Genomic DNA, 21,973 nt, shown 5'->3' with positions numbered 1-21,973 from the left:
GGAACGACGTGTCCGAATTCCTTCTCCCCGACGTCGGCGAGGGCCTGACCGAGGCCGAGATCGTGGCCTGGAAGGTCAACGTCGGCGACACCATCGAGATCAACGACGTGATCGTCGAGATCGAGACCGCCAAGTCGCTCGTCGAGCTCCCGTCGCCGTTCGAGGGCACCGTGCTGTCGCTCCTCGTGGCCGAGGGCGAGACCGTGCCGGTCGGCACGCCGATCATCGCGATCGGCGTCGAGGGCGAGGCGCCCGCGCCGTCCACCCCGGTGTCGTCGGGCGCCTCGGCGCCCGCCGAGCAGACCGAGTCCGACCCCTACCTGGGCATGGCCGAGAAGGCCGGCGCCAAGGAGGCCGACGCCGCCGAGATCGACCTGTCCAACCCGGCCGCGTCCGGCTCGATGGAGGGCGCGTCCCTCGTCGGCCGGATCAAGGCCGACCGGGGCCCGATGCGCCGCGCCCGCCGCGGCTCGGCGTCGCCGAGCACCGTCGCCGGCTCGCAGACCCAGATGCAGGTCCAGGGCGCGTTCGCCCCGGGCGGTGCGCAGTCCGACGAGGTGATGCCGGCCGACGAGACCCCGGTGCCCGCCGTCGACCAGCGCCCCGCGCCGGCCGCGGCGCCCGCCGAGGCGCTCGTCCCGCCGGCCGCGCAGGCCGCGCCCGGCGACGTACGCGCCCTCGCGAAGCCGCCGGTGCGCAAGCTCGCCAAGGACCTCGGCGTCGACCTGTCCCTGCTGGTCGGCTCCGGCCCGGCCGGGTCGATCACCCGCGACGACGTGCAGAGGGCCGCCAACGGCTCGGCTCCCGCCGCTGCGTCCTCCGTGCCCGCACCCACGGGCGCGCCGTCGTACGACGCGCCGCGCGAGCGCGAGACCCGCGAGCCGATCAAGGGCGTACGTAAGATGATGGCGGCGGCGATGAGCCGCTCCGCCTTCACCAGCCCGCACGTCACCGAGTGGGTCACCGTCGACGTGACCGCCGCGATGCAGCTCGTGGCTCGGCTCAAGGCGCGCCCGGAGTTCCGCGACACCCGGGTCAGCCCGCTCCTCGTGCTCGCCCGCGCCGCCGTCCTCGCGATCAAGCGCACCCCGGAGATCAACTCCTACTGGGACGACGACGCCCAGGAGGTCGTGTCCAAGCACTACGTCAACCTCGGCGTCGCGGCCGCCACCCCGCGTGGCCTGGTGGTGCCCAACGTCAAGGACGCCGACTCGCTCTCGATGGTCGAGCTGGCGCAGGCGCTCGGCGAGCTCACCGCCACCGCCCGCGAGGGGAAGACCCAGCCGGCCGAGATGGCCGGCGGCACCTTCACGATCACCAACGTCGGCGTCTTCGGCGTCGACGCCGGCACGCCGATCATCAACCCCGGCGAGTCGGCGATCCTCTGCTTCGGTGCGGTCAACAAGCGCCCGTGGGTCGACGAGGAGACCGGCGAGATCGTGGTCCGCGACGTCACCACGCTGGCGCTGTCCTTCGACCACCGCCACATCGACGGCGAGAAGGGCTCCCGCTTCCTCGCCGACGTCGCGGGGCTGATGCACGACCCCGGCACCGCCCTCCTCTTCTGACGCTCAACCGGGGTCGAGTGGGCTCGTCCTGACGTTCAACCGACGTCGAGTGGGCGCATCCTGACGTTCAATCGGGGTCGAGTGGGCTTGTCCTGACGTTCAACCGACGTCGAGTGGGCGCATCCTGACGTTCAACCGACGTCGAGTGGGCTTGTCCTGACGTTCAACCGACGTCGAGTGGGCGCATCCTGACGACAGGACGCGCCGACTCGAGCCTGTATCGCGGTCAGAACGAGCCCACTCGACGTGATTCGGCGGTCAGAACGAGCCGCCTCGACGTGTTTACGCGGTCAGGACGAGCCGCCTCGACGTGATTGGGCGGTCAGGACGAGCCGCCTCGAGCCTGTTTGTGCGTCACCGGGAGTGCCAGGCTGCGAGCACCTCGGCCTCGCGCTCGGCCGTCAGGGCGGTGACGGGGGAGTCGAGGCATGCCGGAGCCGTCTCCGAGGGCGGTCGCAGCCGGAGCCCGGCCGCCACGGCGGGGCCGGGGTCGTGGGCCAGCATCCCGGCGTACTCCGGTCGCGGCAGCCACAACGGCAGCGAGCCCTCGCCGGCCCACGGCACGACCCCCTGCTCCTCGAGGAACGACGAGTCGACCCAGGTGAGCGAGGGGCCCGGAGACCCGACGCCGGCCGCCACCTCGCTCAGGAGGTCGCCGAACGCCACCGGCTCGCCGACGGCGTCGTAGGTGCCGGTGGTGCGCGACTCGGCCAGCACCAGCAGCCACGCGGCGAGGTCGCGCACGTCGATCACCTGGACGACGTCCGTCGGCCGGCCGGGTGCCAGCACCTCGTCGCCGCGGGCGAGGCGCTGCGGCCAGTAGGCGAAGCGACCCGTCGGGTCGCCGGGGCCGACGATCAGCCCGGGCCGCGCGATCGCCCACGACGTGGCGCCCGCCTGCACGGCCTGCTCGCACGCGACCTTCATCCCGCCGTAGGCCTCCGCGTCGACCGCGAGGTCGACGTCCTCGTCGATCGGCGCGACCAGCGGCTCCATCGCCGGCGACGAGTTGTCCGCGTAGACGCTGATCGTCGAGACGAAGACCCAGTGGGCGTACGACGTCGCCGCCACCGCGCTGCGCACCTGCGAGGGCAGCCGCGCCACGTCGACCACGGCGTCCCAACCGCCGTCTGCCATCGCCGCCGGGGGAGCGTCGGCCCGGTCGTACGGCAGGTGCGTGGCGCCCTGCGGCACCGGCCCCGACGACCCACGACACGCGCAGGTGACGTCCCACCCCAGCGCCACGGCCAGGGTCGCGACCTCGCGGGACAGGTACCTGGTGCCGCCGAGCACGAGCAACTTCATGAGGTTCACCCCAGCGGGTGAGATACTGCGCACGCAAGCAGTTTCGCTGTCGGCGCAACCGCGTGCGCCCACCCCTCTGTCGTACGCGTCCGCGTGCGTGAACAATGCATGCCCTCGGATCGTGAGGAAGGAGCTGGCGGATGCCCCACAACGCCGCTGCGGCAGCCCCGGGCGAGCCCACGGCCTCGGCACTGCTGGCCCGTGCCCAGCAGGTCGCCGACGAGCTGGTGGGCGAGGCCCGCCGGGAGGCCGACGCGCTGACCGGGGACCTCGCCGTCCTGCGCGAGGAGCTGCGCCGGCTCACGGGCGAGGCGGAGGCCGACCGGGCCGAGGCGGGCCGCGTACGCCGGCAGGCGGAGGAGGTGCTCGCCGGAGCGTCGGAGGAGGCGGCGACCATCGTGGTCGACGCCAACGAGCAGGCCTCGCTGCTGATGTCGTCGGCCGAGAGCGCCCGCGACGAGCAGGTCGAGGCGGCACGGGCCGAGGGCGACGACGTCCTGGTCCGCGCCCGCGAGGCGGCCGGCGCGCTCCGCGCCGAGGCCGAGCACGTCCGCGACACCGCCACCGCCGCCCGCGACGAGCTCCTCGCCGGAGCCAGGGCCGAGGCCGAGTCGACGCTCGCCGCCGCCCAGGAGGCGGCCGCGCAGGTGCTCGAGGAGGCGCGCGCCGGTGGCCAGCAGCAGCTCGACACCGCCATGGCGGAGGCGGAGTCGCTGCGGGCGAGCGCCTCGACGGAGTCGGCCCGCATGCGCGACGAGGCCGCCCTGCACGTCGAGGAGATGCGCCGCACCACCGGCGCGGAGGTCGACCGCATGCGCCGATTGGCCGAGGAGACGCTCGCCGCGGCCCGCGCCGAGAGCGAGGACAAGCTCCGGCAGGCCGCCGAGCAGACCGACTGGGCGACCCGCACCGTCCGCTCGGTGCTCGACGGGGCGGCCGCCGAGGCCGACGCGATCCGCAAGGCGGGTCATGCGGAGATCGGCGAGCACACCCGCGTCGTACGCCGTCGCCTGCAGGGCGTGATGGCAGCGGTCGCCGGGCGGATGGCCCTCGAGCTCTCGGAGGCGAGGCGCCGTGCCGAGGAGATCACCCGTGCCGCGGGCCTGTCCGCCGCGGAGATGGAGAGCGAGGCCAAGTCGACGCTCGCCCGCGCCGAGGCCGATGCCGCCCGCATCGTCGCCGACGCCACCGACGACGCCGAGCGCGCCGTGGAGCGCCTCGAACGCCGGCGCGCCGAGGCCGAGGCGGGCGCCGCGAGCCTGCGCGCGCTGGTGGCCCAGGAGGTCACGCGCAGCCGTGCCGAGGCCGCCGAGGACCGGCGCCGCGCGCGCGAGGAGGCCAACGCGCTGGTCGCCGAGGCCCGCGCGGAGGCCGACCAGCTGCGCGAGGGCGCGCGTCGCGCGCTCGAGCGGGCCCGCACCGAGGTGGCCCAGCTCCAGTCGCGGCGCGATGGCATCGCGGCCGAGCTCGGCCAGCTCTCCGGAGTGATCGCAGCGCTGTCCGTCCCCGACCGCGGCGACGCCGCCCCCACCGACCCGTCCGCCCACCCCCCGAGCGAGCCCCCCTCGTCACCCCACCAGGAGAACCCGGATGCCTGAAGAGATGTTCACGACCGTGCGCCGCGGCTACGACCCGACCGAGGTGGAGCGAGCCGTCGGTCAGGCCCGCAACGAGGCGGCCGAGCTGCGCGAGCGCCTCGCCGCCGCCGAGCAGGCCGCCGAGCAGGCCCGCGCCGAGGCGGCCGCGTCTCGCGACGCGCTCGTCTCGCGGGAGTCGCAGGAGCCCGAGCTCCCGACCTTCGAGCACCTCGGCGAGCGCGTCGGTCAGATCCTGGCCCTCGCGGAGGCCGAGGCGGCCGAGATCCGTGACCGGGTGCTCGGCGAGGTCGAGACGCTGCGCAAGGAGGCCGAGCAGGAAGCAGGAGCGATGCGTGCCGACGCCGACCGCTACGCCGACGAGACCCGCCGCGACGCCGACGCCGAGGGCGCCCGGCTGCTCGCCGACGCCCGGAAGGCCGCCGACGGCGAACGCGACGCCGCCGAGCGCGACGCGTCCGCCCGGCGTGCCGAGGCCGAGGCGGTCTACGAGGACCAGCGGGCCAAGGCCGCCCAGGCCGCCGCCGACTTCGAGACCACCCTCGCCGAGCGCCGGCAGAAGGCGACCGCGGAGTTCCAGGCCCAGCAGGCGGCGACGCAGGCCGAGCTCGACGCGATGACCGCCCGCAACAAGGACACCGAGGCGACCCTCGAGCGCAGCCGCGCCGAGGCCGAGCAGCGGATCGCCCGCATGCTCGCCGAGGCGGAGGAGCGGGCCACGACGCTGGTGAGCGAGGCACGTGCCTCCGCCGACCGCGTACGCGTCGAGTCCGAGCGCGAGCTCGCCGCCGCCGCGCAGCGCCGCGACAGCATCAACGCCCAGCTCTCCAACGTGCGGCAGATGCTCGCCACCCTCACCGGCACCGTGCCCGGCGTGGCGCTGCCCGGCGACCTCCCCGCCGCGTCCCCGCACGGTGACCCGCTCGACGACGCCGCACAGGAGACCGACGACACCCCGGATGAGGCCGGCGAGGTCTCCGACCCGGCCACGGCCGACTCGGAGCAGGCGAGCGACGAGACGCCGGAGCGGTAGCCCGGCGGCTCAGACGTAGCGGCGCGCGCGGTCGGCCGCCGAGCCGGGACCGGACGCCAGGAGCGTGCCGAGCTCGTGCTCGAGCACGGCGCCGACCCGCCGGCAGAACTCCTCCGGCTCGTCGGCCGCGTCGGGCTTCTCCGCCACGATGCGGTCGACGACGCCCCGGCGGTGCAGGTCGATGGCCCGCACCTGCTGCGCGCGGGCCATCTCGGCGGCGTGGTCGCGGTCGCGGTGCACGATCGCCGACGCGCCCTCGGGCGGCAGCGGTGAGAGCCACGCGTGCTGCGCCGCGACGACGCGGTCGGCGGGCAGCAGTGCCAGCGCACCGCCGCCGTTGCCCTCGCCCAGCATCAGGCACAGTGTCGGCGCGTCGAGGGTGACGAGATCGGCCAGCGAGCGGGCGATCTCGCCGGCCAGCCCGCCGTTCTCGGCGTCGGCCGACAGCGCGGCGCCCTGCGTGTCGATGACGGTGACGAGCGGCAGCCCGAGCTCGGAGGCCAGCCGCATCCCGCGCCGGGCCTCGCGCAGCGCCTCGGGGCCCATCGGGTGGTCGGTGGTCTGACCGCGCCGGTCCTGGCCGAGGAGGACGCACGGCGCCTCGCCGAAGCGCGCCAGCGCGATCAGCAGCCCCGGGTCGCTCTCGCCCTGACCGGTGCCGTTGAGGGGTACGACGTCGCGCGCGGCGTAGCGCAGCAGCCGGCGCACGCCCGGCCGGTCGGGGCGCCGCGACCGGGTGACGCAGTCCCAGGCGTCGACGTCCGGCACGTCGTCCTGACCGGGGTCGGGCACCGCGGCGACGCCGTCGCGTGCCGCCATCAGGATCGTGAGCGCGCGGTCGAGGATCTCGGCGATCTCCTCCGGCGGGAGCACGGCGTCGACGATGCCGCGGGCGTAGAGGTTCTCCGCGGTCTGCACGCCCTCGGGGAACGGGCGCTCGTAGAGCGCCTCGTAGACCCGCGGGCCGAGGAAGCCGACGAGGGCGCCGGGCTCCGCGACGGTGACGTGGCCGAGCGAGCCCCACGACGCCATCACGCCGCCGGTGGTGGGGTGGCGCAGGTAGACGAGGTAGGGCAGCCCGGCGTCGCGGTGGGCGGCGATCGCCGCCGAGATCCGGACCATCTGCACGAACGCCGGGGTCCCCTCCTGCATCCGGGTGCCGCCGCTGACCGGGGCCGCGACCAGGGGCAGGCCCTCGCGGGTGGCACGCTCGATGCCGGCGACGATGCGGTCGGCCGCGTCCCGGCCGATCGACCCGGCCAGGAAGCCGAACTCGCCCACCAGCGCGGCGATCCGGCGCCCGCGCAGCCGCGCCTCGCCGGTCAGCACGGACTCGTCGACGCCCGACCTCTCCGCGGCCGCGGCGAGCTCGGCGGCGTACGCCTCGCTGAGGGGCCCGCGCGTCGGCGGGGTGTCCCAGGACGACCACGAGCCCTCGTCGAGCACCAGGTCGATCAGGTCGTGTGCGGAGAGGCGGCCCATGGGGCGAGGGTATTGCGCGCGGGTGCCGCTCAGCCCTGCGGGACCCCGCGCCCGGGCGTACGGGTGCCGGTGATCCACCGGTCGAAGAACGCCGACAGCTCGCGCCCGGTCTCGGCCTCCCAGTGGTCGTAGAGCTGCTCGCGCGACACCGACGTGTTGTCGTGGGCGGCCAGCCACGACCGGGCGACGGCGTAGAACTCCTCGTCGCCGAGGTCGACGCGCAGCTCGTTCCACATCAGCGCGGGCGTGTAGTAGATGTTGGAGCCGCCGAACTGGCGCGGGTCGTAGGCCCCGGGCGGTCCGTAGTCGTCGCGCAGCTGCTGGTCGATCAGGCGGGCGCCGCGCAGGCTCTCGCGCAGCGGGCGGATGTCGTGCTCGTCCTCGTAGGCCCACTGCAGCAGCATCGTCATGCCCTCGTTGAGCCAGACGTCGCGCCAGTCGGCGGGCGAGACCTGGTCGCCGTACCACTGGTGCACGATCTCGTGGGCGACGACCTCGGGCGAGAGCACGTAGTCGTTGTTGCCGAGCGTGACCATCGTCTGGGTCTCCATCGCGCTCTGCGAGTCGGTGACGACGAGGCCGAGGGCGTCGAAGGGGTAGTCGCCGAGCTTGGTCTCGATCCAGTCGACGGTGGCCGCGGCGGTCTGGATCGACGCGAGCGGACGCGTCATGCCGCGCGGCGTCCAGTAGTCGACCCGCAGCCCGCCCTCGGTGGTGGTGCTGCTGTGGGAGTAGTCGCCGATGGCGAGGGTGATGAGGTAGGACGACGCCGGCTCGGTGAGCTGCCACGAGGTGGTCGTGCCGTCGCCGTCCGTCGTGAGGTCGGTGAGCCGGCCGTTGGCGATCCCGGTCCAGCCGCGCGGCGCGTGCACGGTGATGTCGTAGAGAGCCTTGTCGGAGGGATGGTCGTTGACGGGGTACCACGTGAAGGCGCCGTGGGGCTCCTGCATCGTCCACACCTCGCCGGCGTCGGTGACGGTGAAGCCGGTGCTGGCGAAGTCGCCGCGGGTGGTGGGCGCCGGGATCGGGCGTGGCGTGCCGACGTAGTCGAGGGACAGCTCGTAGCGCTGGTCGGCCTCGATGGGCGCGTCCACGACGAGGTCCTTGCCCCGGCGGGAGAACGCGGCGGGCTCGCCGTCGAGGGTCAGCCGGCCGACGGTGAGCGGGCGCCCGAGGTCGAGCTGGAAGCGCGGCGCGGTGCGGGTGGCGCGGAACGTCACCGTGGCCGACGCGGTCAGGTGCTCGGCCTCGGGGTCCCAGTCGAGGTCGAGGTCGTAGTGCAGCGCGTCCACCCGCGGGTCGCCCACCGCGGGGTAGAGGCTGTCCTCACGAGGGGTCGACACCGCCACGTCGAGGTCGGGCTCCACCGGCTCGGCGACCTCCGGGTCCGAGACCGGCGCAGCCGTGGCATCGCCGTCCCCGACCGCGGCGGCCGGGGCGGGGTTGCTGAGCTCCTCGGGACCGGCGGCACCGCCGCCGGAGCACCCGGCCAGGACGGCGAGGGACAGGCCCGCCGCGAGCACCGCGCGGACGGGCCGGTGCCTCATCTCTCGCCCCGGAGCAGGGGGCGGGCGAGCTTGCGGCCGTGGTGGATCTGCGCCTTCACCGTGCCCAGCGGGGCGTCCACCAGCGCGGCGATCTCGTCGTAGGGCAGGCCGTAGACGTCGCGCAGCAGCAGCGGCTCGACGAACTGCGGGTGGTCCTTCTCGATGGTCTCCATCGCCTCGAGCAGGTCGAGGCGGGTGCCGGCGATCACGCTGGTCGTCCGCGGGTCGGGACGGTCGTGGGCGCCGTCCTCGAAGTCGGTCGGGGTGGCGAGGTTCTTGAGCCGTCGGTAGGTCGTGCGCGCGCTGTTGACCGACACGATGTGCAGCCAGGTGGTGAACCGCCCGCGCTCGCCCCACGAGCCGATCTTGGTGGCGACGTTGAGCATCGCCTCCTGGCACGCGTCCTCGGCGTCGCCGGAGTAGGGGAGCACCCCGCGGCAGATGTTGAGCACCCGCGGGCGCACGGCGGCGAGCAGCTGCTCGAGCCCGTCGCGGTCGCCGTCGCGGGCGCGACGAGCCAGCTCGTCGATGTCGTCCGGCGTCAACGCGTCGCCGTGGTCCCCGGAATAGCTCACGCCTGCACGATAATGCCCGGGTGTCCGCTCCCACTCGTCTCGGTCGCTACCCGGTGCGCCGCCGCATCGGGGCGGGAGCGTTCGCGACGGTCTGGCTGGCCTACGACGAGCACCTCGACTCGGCGGTGGCGATCAAGGTCCTCGCGGACAACTGGACCGGCGACCACCACATCCGCCAGCGCTTCCTCGAGGAGGGCCGCTTCCTCCGCAAGGTCGAGTCGCCCCACGTCGTGTCCGTCTACGACGCCGGCGAGCTCGACGACGGCCGCCCCTACCTGGTGATGGCGTACGCCGACCAGGGCACCCTCGACGACCGCCTCGACCTCGCGCCGCTGTCGCGCGCACAGGCGCTCTCGGTGATCACCCAGATCGGGCGCGGGCTCACCGCGCTGCACGACCGGGGCGTGCTGCACCGCGACGTCAAGCCCGGCAACGTCCTCTTCCGCACGGTCGACAGCGGCCGCTCCCCGCACATCGTGGCGATGCTCGGCGACCTCGGTCTCGGCAAGGCGATGGACATGTCCTCGCGGCTCACGATGGCCGGCGGCACCCCCTCCTACGTCGCGCCGGAGCAGGCGCTCGGCGAAGGGCTCGACGCGCGCGCCGACCAGTTCTCCCTCGCCGCCCTGACCTACCACCTCCTGGCCGGTCGCCGGCCCTACGCCCACGCGAGCCTGGCGGCCGCGGAGAACCCGACTCCGCCCGAGCCGCTGGGGATCGACAACCCGGCGGCGGACGCGGTCGTGCTCCGCGGCCTGGCCAAGGACCGCGACGACCGCTTCCCCGACGTCGCGTCGTTCACCGCGGCACTGGCGCAGGCACTCGGCGAGGAGCCCGGCGAGCTCGACGAGACGCCCGCTCCCTGGATCCCCGCCGACCCCGAGCTGACCCGCGCCTCGCGCCTGACCGGACAGGATGGGGCGACGACCGACGCCGACCCCGACCTCGACTCCGGCCCCGACTCCGGCCCCGACTCCGACCCCGCGCCGCGCCCGCGCCGCCGGTGGCCCTGGGTGGCGGCAGCGGCGCTGGCGCTGGTCGCCGGCACCGGCGCCGGGTGGACGCTGGAGCGCGAGACCACCTCGGAGCGCACCATCGAGGACGTCACCGGGACGATCGCCCTCACCGTCCCGAAGGCGTGGACCGCCCAGGTCGACCCCGAGCAGTGGACACCCGTCGACGGACGCGCCGAGCAGCCGTCGGTCGCGTCCGGCACCCGGGCGGGGTGGAACTCCGCCGACGACCCGGGCGAGGGCGTGTTCGTCGCGATCCTGCCCGGCGAGAAGCTGCCCTCGCGGGTGCCGGGCCACGCGGAGTGCCCGGTCGAGCGCGGTCCCTACTTCGACGAGAAGGACGACGAGACCATGACGGTGTTCTTCAGCGGGTGCCCGGGCGTCGACTTCATGGTCGAGCGGGTCATCCGGGTCAACCAGAACGAGCTCCTCTGGGTGCAGATCCGCAGCAACGACCAGCGCGTCGCCCGGCGGGTGCTCGACTCCGTGCAGGCGTTCGGAGTCTGAGCCGGGGGCTCAGCCGAGCTCGATCCCCGACCCCACCCGCGCGATCAGGTGCGCCATCCCGGGGTCGTCGGCCTTGCGGCCGGTGACCGCGATCTCCACCTGTGCGTTGTCGGATCCCGTGAGGTCGAGCCACCGCAGGTGGCCGTGGCGCAGGTGGTTGGCGGCGACGAAGCTGAAGTGCAGGCTGTCGCTGGTCTGCGCGATCACCTCGACGTTGCTCTCGTCCTCGCGGAGCTCGGCGAGGCGCCGGTCGAGCGTCCACTCGATCGATCGCCGGTTGCTCAGCACCTGCTCGACCCTCAGGACGTAGCCGAAGTCGGGCTGGCCGGACGGTCGCCACTGCCACTCGTTGAGCGAGTGCTCGAAGAACGACCACCCCTTCGGCACGGGCAGGGTCATCCGGAAGCTGCCCGTGCCCACCGACTGCCGCACCAGCGCGATGCCCGGCGCCAGCGGCGGCATGTCCGGGTCGGGCAGCAGCTCGGGGACGGGGTCGATCGGCAGGCTCGGCGAGGCGGCGACGGGTGACGCGGTGCCCCCGCCGGGCGGGTTCTCGCCGAGCGCCCACGACGCGCCGAAGCCGGCCGCCGCTCCGCCGGCGAGCACCACCACCAGGACCGCCGTCCCCCGCCAGCTCACGGGCCCAACCTAGTGGCCGGGACCGCTCAGCCGACAGGCCCGCCGCCGGCGCCCCGCATCCCGTCGCCCACCCGGCGGATCAGGTCCCGGGCGCCCGGGATGTCGCGCTCACGTCCGTGGACGACGATCTCCACGTCGGCCTGGCCGCTGGCGTCGAGGTCGAGCCAGCGCATGAAGCTGTAGCGGGCGTTGCCCTCGTTGCTGCGATAGGTGTATTCCAGCGTGTCCGCGCCACGGTCGAGGATCACCACGTCGTCCTGCTCGGCGCGCAGCCGCACCTCGCGGATGTTGATGGCGGCCTCGATGGTGATGTCCTGGCTGTCGATCTGCTCGATGCGCATCACGTAGGTGTTGTTGGACGTGCCGGGCTTCTTCCACTTCCACTCGTTGCTCGCGTTGGCGTTGGTGGTCCAGCCGACCGGCGCCGGGAAGGTGATCTCGAACTTGCCGGTGCCGAGCGTGGCCGGCCGCATCTCGATGCCCGGCTCCAGCCGGGGGTCGTCGGGGTCGTCGGCGAAGGGGCGCGGGGCCTCGACCGGCATGTCCGGCGCCCGGGCCGGCACCGGTGAGGCGACGCCCGTGCCGATGGAGTCGTCGCGGGCCTGCGCGGACGCCACGTAGCCGCCCCCGACGCCGAGCGCCAGGAGCGCGACCAACGCCATGAGCCCCCGCCACTCCACGCCGGTCATCATGTCAGCCGGGCGGGTGTCGCGCGCTCCGACGCACCTCCTACGGTGGCGCCATGCTGATCCGCGACACCCGCCTGGTCGCCCTCACCGAGACCGCGCCCGGGCCGGTCGACGTACGCCTCGACGGCGGCCGGGTGGTCGAGGTCGGCCGCGCGCTGCCGACCGGCGACGAGTCGACGTACGGGCCGACCTACGACGCGGGCGGGCGCTGGCTGATGCCCGGCCTCTGGGACCAGCACGTCCACCTCGGCCAGTGGACGCTCGCCTCGGCGCGGCTCGACCTCGCGCCGGCGCGCTCGGCCGAGGACGCCGTGGCGCTCGTGCGCGAGCGCCTGGAGCAGTGGCCGGACCTGCCGGTCATCGGGTGGGGGCACCGGCCGACGGCCTGGCCCGACAACCCCACCGTGTCCGACCTCGACGCGATCGGCACCGACCAGCCCATCGTCCTCATCGCCGGCGACGGCCATCACGGCTGGCTCAACACCATCGCGCTCCACGCCCTCGCCCTGCCGATCCGCGACAGCGTGGTGAGCGAGGCCGAGTGGTTCATGGCCTACGGCCGGCTGGCCTCGGTGCTGGGCCAGGACGGCACCGGGCCCGAGGCCTACCGGCGCTCGATGGAGGCCGCGGCCGCGATGGGGGTGGTGGGGCTGGTGGACCTGGAGTTCAGCGGCGGGGTGGGCGACTGGGTGGCCCGGTGGGCCGGGGGCGCCGACCTGCTGCGGATCCGCCACGCCTGCTACGCCGATGGCCTCGACGACGTGCTCTCCCGCGGCCTGCGCTCCGGTGACCCGCTCGACCGCGACCCCCGGCTGACGATGGGTCCGCTCAAGATCATCAGCGACGGCTCGCTCAACACCCGCACCGCCTGGTGCTGCGAGCCCTACGCGGAGAAGGCGGTCCCGGGCTTCGAGGAGGGTCAGCCCAATCAGTCGCCCGAGGAGCTGCGCGCGCTGCTGGCCCGAGCCGCCGCGGGCGGCCTCGAGGTGGCCGTGCACGCCATCGGCGACCGCGCGGTGACCGAGGCGCTGGCGGCGTTCGAGGAGACCGGTGCCCGCGGGAGCGTCGAGCACGTGCAGCTCACCACCCGCGACGACGTACGCCGGATGGCGCGCCTCGGCGTGCGCGCGAGCGTGCAGCCCGCCCACCTGCTCGACGACCGCGACGTGACCGACCGGCTGTGGCCCGGGCGGTCCGAGCGGTGCTTCCCGCTGCGCTGGATGCTCGACGACGGCGTCGAGGTGGTGCTGGGCTCCGACGCCCCGGTCTCCCCCCTCGACCCGTGGCTGGCGATCGCCAGCGCCGTGCACCGCTCCGGCGACGACCGCGAGCCGTGGCACCCCGAGCAGTCGATCACCGCCCGCGAGGCGCTGGCCGCGTCCACCGACGGCTGGGGCACGGTCGCCGTCGGTCACCCGGGCGACCTCGTGCTGCTCGACGCCGACCCGCTCGACGGGGCGTCCGACCGCGAGCACGCCCGGCGGCTGCGGGCCTTCGGCGACCACGTCGTCGCGACCTGGGTCGCCGGCGAGCCGGCGTACGCGCGCCCCTGACGCGGCGGGGTCTCCCGGCACGTCGTGGTGGATCCGAGCCACCGGGCGGCTCGGATCCACCAGGATCACGGTCTTCGCGAGGTCGGTGCCCTCAGGCCAGCGCCAGCGTCGCCTCGAGCACGAACGCCGGGTCCTCGAGCCGGTCGCCGTAGACCTCGCGGAGCTGGCCGACGCGATAGCGCACGGTCTGGGGGTGCACGAAGAGCTCCTCGGCGACCGCGTCGCGTCGCCCGTGGTGCACCAGCCAGCTGCGCAGGGTGTCGGTGAGCTTCTCGGCGGTCGACGGGCGCAGGTCGGCGAGTGGCGCGAGCACGCGGGCGCGCAGGTCGGCGCGCGCGGACGGGTCGGCTGTCAGCACCAGGGACGCGAGGTGGTCGTCGGAGTCGACGAGCCCGTGGACGCCGAGTGCCGTGCAACGCAGCGCCCGGCGGTGCGAGGCGACCGCGTCGAGCCAGGGCACGGCCGGGCCGACGACGGCGTCGGTGCCGCGGAGCGAGTGGAGCAGCGTGCGGCGGGAGGCGGCCGAGCCGGTCGTCGGCACGAGCAGCGCGGCGTACCCCTCCCGCAGGCCCGGGACGTCGTCGTTGGGGTGGAGCGTGCGCGGGTCGAGGGCGGTCAACGTGTGGGAGACCTGCGACTCGGGCAGCACGATTGCGGTGAGCGCGCCGGGCGGCTCCCAGTCGGCCCGCTCGGCGGCGGCGTTGACCGCGTCGGCCGGCGCGCCGGTGAGCAGCGCGCGCGCCAGCCGCTCGCGGTTGCGCTGGCGGACGCGCCCGCTGCTCTCGAGCTCGTCGGTGTGCCCGGCGACGGAGGCCGCGGACAGCTCGTCGATGTAGGCGAAGACCAGCTCGGCGAAGCTGGCGAGCTGGCCGGCGTCGACGCCCGCCTCCACCGCGACGTCGGCCATGTCGCGCCACGAGGCGCGCGCGCCGATGCGGTAGGCGGCCAGGAGCGCCTCCACGGTGCGCCCGCTGCGCGCCTCGCCGCGCCCGAGCTGGTAGGCGCCCTCGATCGCCGGGGCCTTGGGTGCCTCGGCGTCCTGGCGGGTGGCGAGGGTCAGGAAGCCACCCAGGGCGAGCTGCACGGCGTTGCGGATCACCTCGCCCATCCGCCCGCTCCACGCCCCGGCATAGCTCGGCACCTCGTCGACGATGGTGAGCACCGCACGGTCGGCGACCTCGGCCAGTCGCGAGCGCAGGGCCGCGGCCACCTCGGGGTCGAGCCCCACGACGGTGGGCACTTGTGTGGCCGGACGCACGGGGCGGGTCGCCATTGGCCCTCCTGAGGCGAGTCTTGTTCGCAGCGAACAAGAGCATAGCCCCGATTCACGTGCGAGGGGCAGGAAGCAGGGGCCGCGATCGGACACATTGGATGTCATGACCACGACTCTCGAACCGCCCGCACGCGGCGGCGCCCGGAGCCGTCGACTGGCCGACCAGCTCGTCCGCGTCGCCGAGGCGGCCACCACCCCCTACCTGCCGTCCGACTTCATGGACCTCTTCGCGCCCCTGCGCTCGGGTGCCGACCTGCGCGGGCGCATCGAGTCGATCCACCCCGAGACCGCCGACGCCGCCACCATCGTGATCCGCCCGGGCGCCGACTGGGCCGGGCACGTCCCGGGCCAGTACCTCCGCATCGGCATCGACGTCGACGGGGTACGCCAGTGGCGCGCCTACTCCCTCACCCACGGCCCGCGCGCCGACGGCCGCATCTCGATCACCGTCAAGGCCGTCCCCGACGGCCTGGTGAGCAACCACCTCGTGCACCGGGCGCGCCCCGGCACGCTGGTGCACCTCGAGCAGGCCGCCGGCGAGTTCGTCCTCCCGCCCGAGGGCGGCCGCTTCCTCATGGTCACCGCCGGCTCGGGCATCACGCCCGTGATCGGCATGCTGCGCAACCTCTTCCCGAGCACCGACGAGGGCGTGCTCCGCCCGGCCCGCAGCGAGGTCCACGACATCGTCGTGGTCCACGTCGCGCCGAGCCACCCCCACTCGATCTTCATCCGCGACCTCGAGGCGCTCCACGCCGCCGGCGCCATCCGCCTCGTCGCGCGCTACGACGACGAGCACGGCGTCCTCGACGTCGCCGACCTCGCCGCCCTGGTGCCCGACCTCGCCGAGCGTACGACGCTCGCCTGCGGGCCGGCGGGCCTGCTCGACGCCCTCGCCGCCCACCACGAGGCTGCCGGCCTGACGCTGACCACCGAGCAGTTCCGCACCGCCCGCGTCGAGCCCGGCGAGGGCGGCACGGTCACCTTCACCTCCGGCACGACCGTCGACGTCGACGGTGCCACGCCCATCCTCGACGCCGCCGAGGACGCCGGGATGCTGATGCCGAGCGGGTGCCGGATGGGCATCTGCATGGGCTGCGTGATCCCGCTGCGCGAGGGCAGCGTCCGCGACCTGCGCAACGGCGCGATCACCACCGCGGTGCCCGGCGAGACGGGCGACATCAAGGTGCAGACCTGCATCAACGCCGCCGCCGGCCCGTGCCACATCGACCACTGACCTGACCTCCCCGACACCCACCAGGAGATCGACATGACCACGATCCAGAAGAAGGCCGTGCTCGGCCAGACCAACCCGATCGCCCACCTCACCGAGGCCGACATCGAGCAGATCGGCATCGAGCTCGACGCCATCCGCCAGGACGTCCTCGACGACCGGGGCGCGAGCGACGCGGCCTACATCCGGCGCGTCATCGACACCCAGCGCAAGATCGAGCTCGGCTCGCGCGCCGTGCTGCTCTTCAGCGCGTTCCCGCCCGCCTGGGTGCTCGGCACGCTGGGCCTCAGCGTCTCGAAGATCCTCGACAACATGGAGATCGGGCACAACATCCTCCACGGCCAGTGGGACTGGATGCGCGACCCCAAGATCCACTCCTCGACCTGGGAGTGGGACATGGCCTCGCCCGCCGAGCAGTGGAAGCACAGCCACAACGAGCTGCACCACACCTACACCAACGTCATCGGCAAGGACAACGACCTCGGCTACGGCATCATGCGCGTCGACGAGGACCAGACCTGGGCGCCGGCGCACCTCGGCCAGCCGCTGTGGTGCTTCATCAACGCCGTGTTCTTCGAGTACGGCATCGCCGCCTACGACCTCGAGCTCGGCGCGGTGATCGCCAAGAAGCAGACCAAGGACCCCGACTTCCGTCGCCGCGCCAAGGCCGTGCTGGGCAAGATCCGCAAGCAGGCGACCAAGGACTACGTCGTCCACCCGGCGCTCTCGATCCCGACCGGCTCCTTCCTGCCGACGCTCGCGGCCAACTTCACCGCCAACGTGGTGCGCAACCTGTGGTCCAACTCCGTCATCCTCTGCGGCCACTTCCCCGAGGGCGTCGAGACCTTCGAGAAGCGCTCGATCGAGGGCGAGACCAAGGGCGAGTGGTACGTCCGCCAGATGCTCGGCAGCGCCAACATCTCAGGCTCCCCGCTCCTCCACCTGATGACCGGCAACCTGTCGCACCAGATCGAGCACCACCTCTTCCCCGACCTGCCGTCCAACCGCTACGCCGAGATCGCGCCCAAGGTGAAGGCCCTGTTCGACAAGTACGACCTCACCTACTGCTCGCGCCCGATGCCGACGCAGGTCGCCTCGGCCTGGCACAAGGTCATCCGCCTCTCGCTCCCCAACGGCTGGCTCGCCACGACCAACAAGAAGAACGCGCCGCAGCAGCTCGCGGTCCTCTACAAGATGGCCACCGGCGACCGTCGCACCCGCCGCCTGCTCGGCCGCAAGCTGGAGAGCGAGGCCCGCGCGGCCGCCTGAGCCGCCCGTCCGGCACCGGTCTTGTACCTCCGTGGAAGCGCGGATGTATCAGGACCGGGTCGAGCGCATCCTTGTTGTCGTGAGCATCGACATGGGGGAGTACGAGATGAGCACGAGCACCACCAAGGTGACGAGCACCACGGGCGTGTCGCGATGATCCGCATCGGGGCGGTGGGGGAGCCCGCCTACGACACGAGCGCCGAGACGCGCCCGCCAGTGCCTCGGCAGCGTGCCGCTGTGGTCGTGGGGGCCACGGCGCGCCAGCCGGTCGCCTGAACACCCGAGACCGACAGCACAGGGGGCTGACGGTCGAGAGCCGGGGGTCGAACGCCGGGCGGTCCACGGGCCGCCCGGCGCAACGACCCCCGGCTCTCGTGTCGAGTGGGCGCGTCCTGGCGCGGGATACGGGTCGAGTCGGCACGTCCTGACCCGCGAGGAGGGTCGAGTCGGCGCGTCCTGACCACAGAGGCGGGTCGAGTGGGCGCATCCTCACCACAGAGGACGCAGGATGCGCCGACTCGAGCACGGATCCGGCGCACGACGCGCCGACTCGACGCAGGTGTGGGCCACGACCGTGGCGAATCCCCGCGACACCGGTGACCCGATGTGGAAGTCTGGCCGCGTGCCAGCGCCCGAGGGATTCGACTACACGGTCCGCGGCCCGGAGGTCGTCATCACCCACCACGGCCGGCGGGCCACCGTGCTGCGCGGCCCGGCCGCGCAGCGGTTCCTCGACGACGTCGGGGACGACGGCGACGCGGGGGCGCAGGAGCTGATGGCGCGGGTCACCGGCAACTACCGCCGCGGCAACGAGCGGATGTCGCGCAACCACCCGCGCAACGCCGGCCGCTGACCCGTCCGGGTGGCACCCGGCGTCGTCCGGCGTCGTCCCGCTCCAGGACGTGCGGGATACGGGCCGCTGGTCTGGACCGTGTCCGGGAGACTTCCCGAAGGGTTGCCGCAGGCGGGGCTGCTCGCCGCCGATCCCTCCTAGGCTCCGGCCCGGGCTGTCCGAGGGGACAGCCGAGCGGTGACAGGAGGAGTCCCAACGATGAAGCACGACCGAGACAGCCGCCCGGTGGACCTCACCGGCCGCATCGAGTCGCTCGAGCACGTCACCGGCTGGCTGGTCGCCCGGCGGGAGTCCGAGGCCGCCGACGCAGACGTGATCCCGATCCGTGAGGCGTCCCGTGTCCGCGTGCCCGTGCCCCGGCGCTCGCGCGTCTACCTGCGCGGCGCCGGCGCACACGGCTCCTTCGCCGAGCTCACCCTCACCGCTCCCGTGCCGCGTCGTCCCGCCGACTGACGGTGTGAGCCACGCATCGGAGCAGCCCCGTTGCGCCTCCCGGGCGCGGGTGTCCGACTCACCTAGAGTCGCCCGGTGGTCTGGCTGGTCGGTGCTTTCCTCCTGCTGTGGATCGCGCTCGGACCGGGCGTCCTGCTCCTGGCCGCCGCCCTGCTCGCCGTGCCGCGCATCCGGTGGTGGGTCCAGGACCGCGTCCACGTCAGCCGTCGCGTCGCTCTCCGGTCGGCGGGCGCCCTCCTGGCCGTCGGCCTGGTGGTGGTGCTGGTCCCCGACGGATGGCTGCCGGTGCCGCCGGCACCCGGCGCCCTGGCCGGGCCGTCGTACGTCGGACGCCCGGCGTCCGCCCAGCCCCTTCCGGCCGAGGAGGTCCCGCAGCATCCGCACCGCAGCGCCGACGACCCGGCCGCCCGCCCGGGACCGCTGGGCCGCCAGCCCGAGGTGGACACCGCCTGGTACGGCCTGCAGCGGTGCGGCCGGCTCGAGCTCACCTCGACCGAGCACCTCGTGGGGCTGTGCGCGTCGGGCTCGGGCCGCAGCCTGCGGGTGATCGACCCCGAGACCCTGCGGCCGGTCGCCTCGCACGACGTCCCCGACGCCCCCGACGGCGCCGGTTGCGACGGCGAGGCGATCTACCTCGACGCCGCCGACCGCGCCGTGCTCGTCACCGGGGAGCGGCAGGTGCTCGCGGTGCGGACCGCGCGCGACGGCGAGCCCGACCTCGGGACCGACGCCACCTGGGACCTCAAGCCCTACGTCCCCTACGGCGACTGCCTCGTCACGGTCGCGCCCGACTGGTCGGGTCGCATCTGGTGGGCCTCGCACGCCGGCCTCGTCGGCACGCTCGACCCGGCCACCGGCCAGGTGGGCGTCGCCGACCTCGGCGAGCGGATCGGCCGCGACGTGGCCGTCGACCCGCGAGCGGCGTACGTCGTCACCGACGAGGCCGTCCACCGTCTCGTCGCCGGGGAGGACGGCACCCCGCAGCCCACCTGGCGCAGCGCGTACGACGGCGGCAACGGGTCGGAGCCGGTGCTGGTCGACGGTGGCGCGCTCGCCCTCACCGACGAGGTCGAGGAGCGGCTCGGTGTGCGGTTCGTCGCCCGCGACGACGGGCGCACCCTGTGCCGGCAGGAGGTCTTCGAGGCCGGCAAGGGCGCCACCGACAGTCCGCTCGCGGCCCTCGGATCCGGGGTCGCGGTGACCAACAACGCCGGCTACCGCTCGCCCCGCAGCACGCTGCTCGGCTTCACCACCCGGTCCGGGATCGCCCGGGTCGACCTGGCCGACGGCGCGTGCACGCTGCGCTGGACCAGCGACGTCGTCTCGCCCAGCTCCGGTGCGGTGGTCAGCCGCGCCACCGGCCTGCTCTACGCCTGGACCAAGCGGCCCTCACCAGCCGGCGTGAGCGCGTGGTACCTCACGGCCGTCGACGCCCACACCGGGCGCACCAAGTGGGGCGTGCGCACCGGCACGGGGCTGCTCGCCGGCAGCGACGGCTCGCGGATCACCCTCGGGCGCGACGGGTCGGCCTACGCCGGCACGATGTCGGGCATCGTCCGGGTGCACGACCGCCGCTAGGGCCAGGCGAGCCCGACCGTCGCCTCGCTCATCTCCCACAGCCGGCGCTGCGCGTCCTCGTCGCGGGCCAGCGGCGTGCAGCCGACGATGCGCGGCGCGCCGGCGGCCTCGCCGGGGCCACCCGGCCCGACGTACGTCCCACCGGGCAGCTCGGCCGTCGCTGCCATCAGCGTCGGCTGCGCCCCGGCCTCGGCGGACTGCGAGACCAGCTTGACGGCCCGGTCCAGGACGGATGCCCGCAGCCCGTGCGTCGTGCCGAGCTGACCGTTGACCGCGAGGTGGGTGCCGGCCAGGCCGGGGTGGGCGGCGAGCGCGCGCACGGGCAGGTCGGCCCGGCGCAGCCGGCGCTCGAGCTCGTGGGTGAAGAGCAGGTTGGCGAGCTTGGTCTGGCCGTAGACGCGCCACCGGCTGTAGCGCCGCGGCTCCCGGAGGTCGCCCACCGGCGCCGACCGGGCCACCCGGTGCATCTGCGAGGACAGCGTGACGACCCTGCCGTCGCCGGAGGCCGCCAGCTGGTCGAGCAGCAGCCCGGTGAGCAGGAACGGGCCGAAGTGGTTGGTCGCCATCTGCGACTCGAGCCCGTCGGCGGTGCGGCGCAGTGGCGGGGCCATCACACCGGCGTTGTTGACGAGCAGGTGAAGCGGGCCGAGATCGGCCGCCGCCTCGCCCGCGCGGCGCACCGACGCGAGGTCGGCGAGGTCGACGACCAACGACGGGGTCTCGGCGCCGGGCACCTCGGCGGCGATCGCGTCGGCCGCAGCACGCAGCTTGTCGGGCGTACGCCCGGCCAGCACCACCCGCGCGCCGTGGCGGGCGAGCTCGAGCGCGGTGTGGAAGCCGAGGCCGCCGATCGTCGGTCCGGTGACCAGCGCGGTGTGACCGCCCAGGTCGCCGATGTCGGCGCTGGACCAGGCGGTGCTCACGGCGTCACCGCCATGGAGGCCAGGACGCGCTCGCCCAGGGCGGCGTCGCCGGAGAGGCGTACGTCGACCCGGTCGGCCGCGCGTCGGCCGCCCGCCAGCAGCACGAAGCCCTCGCGGTCGGTCGCCAGGGTGAGGGCCGGCTCGCTGTCGCCGGGACCCGCGGGTCGCCCGCGACCGTCCTGGCCCACGACGACGGTCGCCGGCGGATGGCCGGACACCGCGAGGCGTACGACGGATCCGACCGGGGCCTGCGCCCGCTTGGCGACGACGTAGGGGAGGCTCTCCAGCAGGTAGTCGGTGGTGTGCACGGCGGGCGCGGAGTCGAGGTTGCCGGGCAGGTCCAGCGCCCGGCGGACGTCCTGCTCGTGCATCCACACGTCGAGGGGCCGGTTGCGCAGGAGCAGCTCGGTCGTCCAGCCGATGGCACCGAAGGCGCCCGGCGCCGGCGCGGACGGATCGGTGGGCGGGTCGGCCAGCAACCGGGCATGCCGCGCGGTCGCCGACTCGCGGATCTCGGTGATCAGCGCGTCGGGCGTGTGGTCGCGCCGGGCCAGCACGCCCTGCTCGGTGAAGCTCCCCATCGCCCCGCGGAGGTGGGCGGCATCGCCCACCTCCCCCTCGTCGTGGGGGCGGCCGGCCAGCAGTGCCTCGAGGTGGGCGGTGTGGGCGGCGACCGCGTGCACGTCCCAGCCGGGCAGGTCGGTCGGGGTGCGCCACCCGTCCTCGCCGATGCCTTCGAGCAGGCGGGTGAAGGAATCCACCGCCTCCCACCACACCGTGACGAGGGCGGCGAGGCGATCCTGGTCGGTCCGCGGGTCGCGCCGCACGTCGTCCATGGCGGACAGAGTAGGCGCTGGGAGGGTTTCACCGGAGCGACGGCGCTCGGC

At 74.3% G+C, this 21,973-nt stretch carries 19 protein-coding genes; 10 read left to right on the top strand and 9 right to left on the bottom strand.

Features of this window, described 5'->3' with window-relative positions; translation table 11 throughout:
• The first annotated feature begins 8 nt into the window (after positions 1-8).
• Positions 9-1,568 (top strand): dihydrolipoamide acetyltransferase family protein, encoded by a 1,560-nt coding sequence (locus AC54T2_RS03070; protein WP_496665490.1) that lies wholly within the window; start codon positions 9-11, stop codon positions 1,566-1,568.
• Between the two features lie 354 nt (positions 1,569-1,922).
• Here the strand turns inward: AC54T2_RS03070 and AC54T2_RS03065 are convergent, their stop codons facing one another.
• On the bottom strand, positions 1,923-2,873 hold the full coding sequence (locus tag AC54T2_RS03065; RefSeq protein WP_496665489.1) for an NAD-dependent epimerase/dehydratase family protein: 951 nt from the start codon (positions 2,871-2,873) through the stop codon (positions 1,923-1,925).
• 140 nt (positions 2,874-3,013) lie between these two features.
• Here AC54T2_RS03065 and AC54T2_RS03060 point away from each other — a divergent pair, with 140 nt between their 5' ends.
• The gene (locus AC54T2_RS03060; protein WP_496665488.1) at positions 3,014-4,471 is read left to right on the top strand and encodes a coiled-coil domain-containing protein; all 1,458 of its coding nucleotides are present in this window, start codon (positions 3,014-3,016) and stop codon (positions 4,469-4,471) included.
• Positions 4,464-5,501 carry a DivIVA domain-containing protein gene (locus AC54T2_RS03055; protein WP_496665487.1) on the top strand — a complete coding sequence of 346 codons (1,038 nt, stop codon included), beginning with the start codon at positions 4,464-4,466 and terminating at the stop codon, positions 5,499-5,501. The genes AC54T2_RS03060 and AC54T2_RS03055 overlap by 8 nt, the downstream gene beginning before the upstream one ends.
• 9 nt (positions 5,502-5,510) lie before the next feature.
• On the opposite strand, the gene AC54T2_RS03050 is transcribed toward AC54T2_RS03055, so the two are convergent.
• The 3 genes from AC54T2_RS03050 to AC54T2_RS03040 are packed head-to-tail and all read right to left on the bottom strand — an operon-like array spanning position 5,511 to position 9,105.
• Positions 5,511-6,983 (bottom strand): carboxyl transferase domain-containing protein, encoded by a 1,473-nt coding sequence (locus AC54T2_RS03050; protein ID WP_489976263.1) that lies wholly within the window; start codon positions 6,981-6,983, stop codon positions 5,511-5,513.
• 29 nt (positions 6,984-7,012) lie between these two features.
• Positions 7,013-8,530 (bottom strand): M1 family metallopeptidase, encoded by a 1,518-nt coding sequence (locus AC54T2_RS03045; protein ID WP_496665486.1) that lies wholly within the window; start codon positions 8,528-8,530, stop codon positions 7,013-7,015.
• A complete protein-coding gene (locus tag AC54T2_RS03040; RefSeq protein ID WP_186339450.1) occupies positions 8,527-9,105 on the bottom strand; it encodes an RNA polymerase sigma factor in 579 nt (192 codons plus the stop codon). Before AC54T2_RS03040 ends, AC54T2_RS03045 begins: the two co-directional genes overlap by 4 nt.
• A gap of 20 nt (positions 9,106-9,125) precedes the next feature.
• On the opposite strand from AC54T2_RS03040, the gene AC54T2_RS03035 reads away from it, so the two are divergent.
• A complete protein-coding gene (locus AC54T2_RS03035) occupies positions 9,126-10,625 on the top strand; it encodes a serine/threonine-protein kinase (RefSeq protein ID WP_496665485.1) in 1,500 nt (499 codons plus the stop codon).
• A gap of 9 nt (positions 10,626-10,634) precedes the next feature.
• Here the strand turns inward: AC54T2_RS03035 and AC54T2_RS03030 are convergent, their stop codons facing one another.
• Both AC54T2_RS03030 and AC54T2_RS03025 read right to left on the bottom strand, forming a co-directional pair.
• The gene (locus AC54T2_RS03030) at positions 10,635-11,264 is read right to left on the bottom strand and encodes a hypothetical protein (RefSeq protein ID WP_496665484.1); all 630 of its coding nucleotides are present in this window, start codon (positions 11,262-11,264) and stop codon (positions 10,635-10,637) included.
• 26 nt (positions 11,265-11,290) lie between these two features.
• On the bottom strand, positions 11,291-11,944 hold the full coding sequence (locus tag AC54T2_RS03025) for a hypothetical protein (protein ID WP_186339447.1): 654 nt from the start codon (positions 11,942-11,944) through the stop codon (positions 11,291-11,293).
• A gap of 62 nt (positions 11,945-12,006) precedes the next feature.
• On the opposite strand from AC54T2_RS03025, the gene AC54T2_RS03020 reads away from it, so the two are divergent.
• Positions 12,007-13,506, top strand: coding sequence for an amidohydrolase (locus AC54T2_RS03020; RefSeq protein WP_496665483.1), 1,500 nt, complete (start codon positions 12,007-12,009; stop codon positions 13,504-13,506).
• Positions 13,507-13,597: 91 nt separating this feature from the next.
• Here the strand turns inward: AC54T2_RS03020 and AC54T2_RS03015 are convergent, their stop codons facing one another.
• On the bottom strand, positions 13,598-14,779 hold the full coding sequence (locus AC54T2_RS03015) for a PucR family transcriptional regulator (RefSeq protein WP_186339445.1): 1,182 nt from the start codon (positions 14,777-14,779) through the stop codon (positions 13,598-13,600).
• 103 nt (positions 14,780-14,882) lie between these two features.
• On the opposite strand from AC54T2_RS03015, the gene AC54T2_RS03010 reads away from it, so the two are divergent.
• The 5 genes from AC54T2_RS03010 to AC54T2_RS02990 all read left to right on the top strand — a co-directional run bounded on the left by AC54T2_RS03010 (position 14,883) and on the right by AC54T2_RS02990 (position 20,163).
• Positions 14,883-16,013, top strand: coding sequence for a ferredoxin reductase (locus tag AC54T2_RS03010; protein ID WP_186339444.1), 1,131 nt, complete (start codon positions 14,883-14,885; stop codon positions 16,011-16,013).
• A 33-nt stretch (positions 16,014-16,046) separates the two neighbouring features.
• Positions 16,047-17,279, top strand: coding sequence for a fatty acid desaturase family protein (locus tag AC54T2_RS03005; protein ID WP_186339443.1), 1,233 nt, complete (start codon positions 16,047-16,049; stop codon positions 17,277-17,279).
• Positions 17,280-17,901: 622 nt separating this feature from the next.
• Positions 17,902-18,132 carry a hypothetical protein gene (locus tag AC54T2_RS03000; RefSeq protein WP_206054446.1) on the top strand — a complete coding sequence of 77 codons (231 nt, stop codon included), beginning with the start codon at positions 17,902-17,904 and terminating at the stop codon, positions 18,130-18,132.
• A gap of 198 nt (positions 18,133-18,330) precedes the next feature.
• Positions 18,331-18,585 carry a hypothetical protein gene (locus tag AC54T2_RS02995; protein ID WP_186339442.1) on the top strand — a complete coding sequence of 85 codons (255 nt, stop codon included), beginning with the start codon at positions 18,331-18,333 and terminating at the stop codon, positions 18,583-18,585.
• 75 nt (positions 18,586-18,660) lie between these two features.
• Positions 18,661-20,163, top strand: coding sequence for a PQQ-binding-like beta-propeller repeat protein (locus AC54T2_RS02990; RefSeq protein ID WP_496665482.1), 1,503 nt, complete (start codon positions 18,661-18,663; stop codon positions 20,161-20,163).
• Here the strand turns inward: AC54T2_RS02990 and AC54T2_RS02985 are convergent.
• Together AC54T2_RS02985 and AC54T2_RS02980 are read right to left on the bottom strand one after the other, a co-directional pair.
• Positions 20,160-21,086: an oxidoreductase gene (locus AC54T2_RS02985; protein WP_186339440.1), complete on the bottom strand. Its 927-nt coding sequence runs from the start codon at positions 21,084-21,086 to the stop codon at positions 20,160-20,162. The two genes, AC54T2_RS02990 and AC54T2_RS02985, sit on opposite strands and share 4 nt — an antisense overlap.
• On the bottom strand, positions 21,083-21,922 hold the full coding sequence (locus AC54T2_RS02980; protein ID WP_496665481.1) for a maleylpyruvate isomerase family mycothiol-dependent enzyme: 840 nt from the start codon (positions 21,920-21,922) through the stop codon (positions 21,083-21,085). Before AC54T2_RS02980 ends, AC54T2_RS02985 begins: the two co-directional genes overlap by 4 nt.
• Positions 21,923-21,973: the final 51 nt, after the last annotated feature.

This window comes from Nocardioides sp. Z35_8 (assembly GCF_059621125.1).
Note: the sequence above shows the minus strand (reverse complement) of the source record. Positions and strands in the feature narration are given on the sequence as shown.

What these genes read in the sequence shown, in the direction of transcription:
- AC54T2_RS03065 (WP_496665489.1), bottom strand. Translation starts at nt 2,873, where the DNA reads ATGAAGTTGCTCGTGCTCGGCGGCACCAGGTACCTGTCCCGCGAGGTC.
- AC54T2_RS03060 (WP_496665488.1), top strand. Translation starts at nt 3,014, where the DNA reads ATGCCCCACAACGCCGCTGCGGCAGCCCCGGGCGAGCCCACGGCCTCG.
- AC54T2_RS03055 (WP_496665487.1), top strand. Translation starts at nt 4,464, where the DNA reads ATGCCTGAAGAGATGTTCACGACCGTGCGCCGCGGCTACGACCCGACC.
- AC54T2_RS03050 (WP_489976263.1), bottom strand. Translation starts at nt 6,983, where the DNA reads ATGGGCCGCCTCTCCGCACACGACCTGATCGACCTGGTGCTCGACGAG.
- AC54T2_RS03045 (WP_496665486.1), bottom strand. Translation starts at nt 8,530, where the DNA reads ATGAGGCACCGGCCCGTCCGCGCGGTGCTCGCGGCGGGCCTGTCCCTC.
- AC54T2_RS03020 (WP_496665483.1), top strand. Translation starts at nt 12,007, where the DNA reads ATGCTGATCCGCGACACCCGCCTGGTCGCCCTCACCGAGACCGCGCCC.
- AC54T2_RS03015 (WP_186339445.1), bottom strand. Translation starts at nt 14,779, where the DNA reads ATGGCGACCCGCCCCGTGCGTCCGGCCACACAAGTGCCCACCGTCGTG.
- AC54T2_RS03010 (WP_186339444.1), top strand. Translation starts at nt 14,883, where the DNA reads ATGACCACGACTCTCGAACCGCCCGCACGCGGCGGCGCCCGGAGCCGT.
- AC54T2_RS03005 (WP_186339443.1), top strand. Translation starts at nt 16,047, where the DNA reads ATGACCACGATCCAGAAGAAGGCCGTGCTCGGCCAGACCAACCCGATC.
- AC54T2_RS02995 (WP_186339442.1), top strand. Translation starts at nt 18,331, where the DNA reads ATGAAGCACGACCGAGACAGCCGCCCGGTGGACCTCACCGGCCGCATC.
- AC54T2_RS02980 (WP_496665481.1), bottom strand. Translation starts at nt 21,922, where the DNA reads ATGGACGACGTGCGGCGCGACCCGCGGACCGACCAGGATCGCCTCGCC.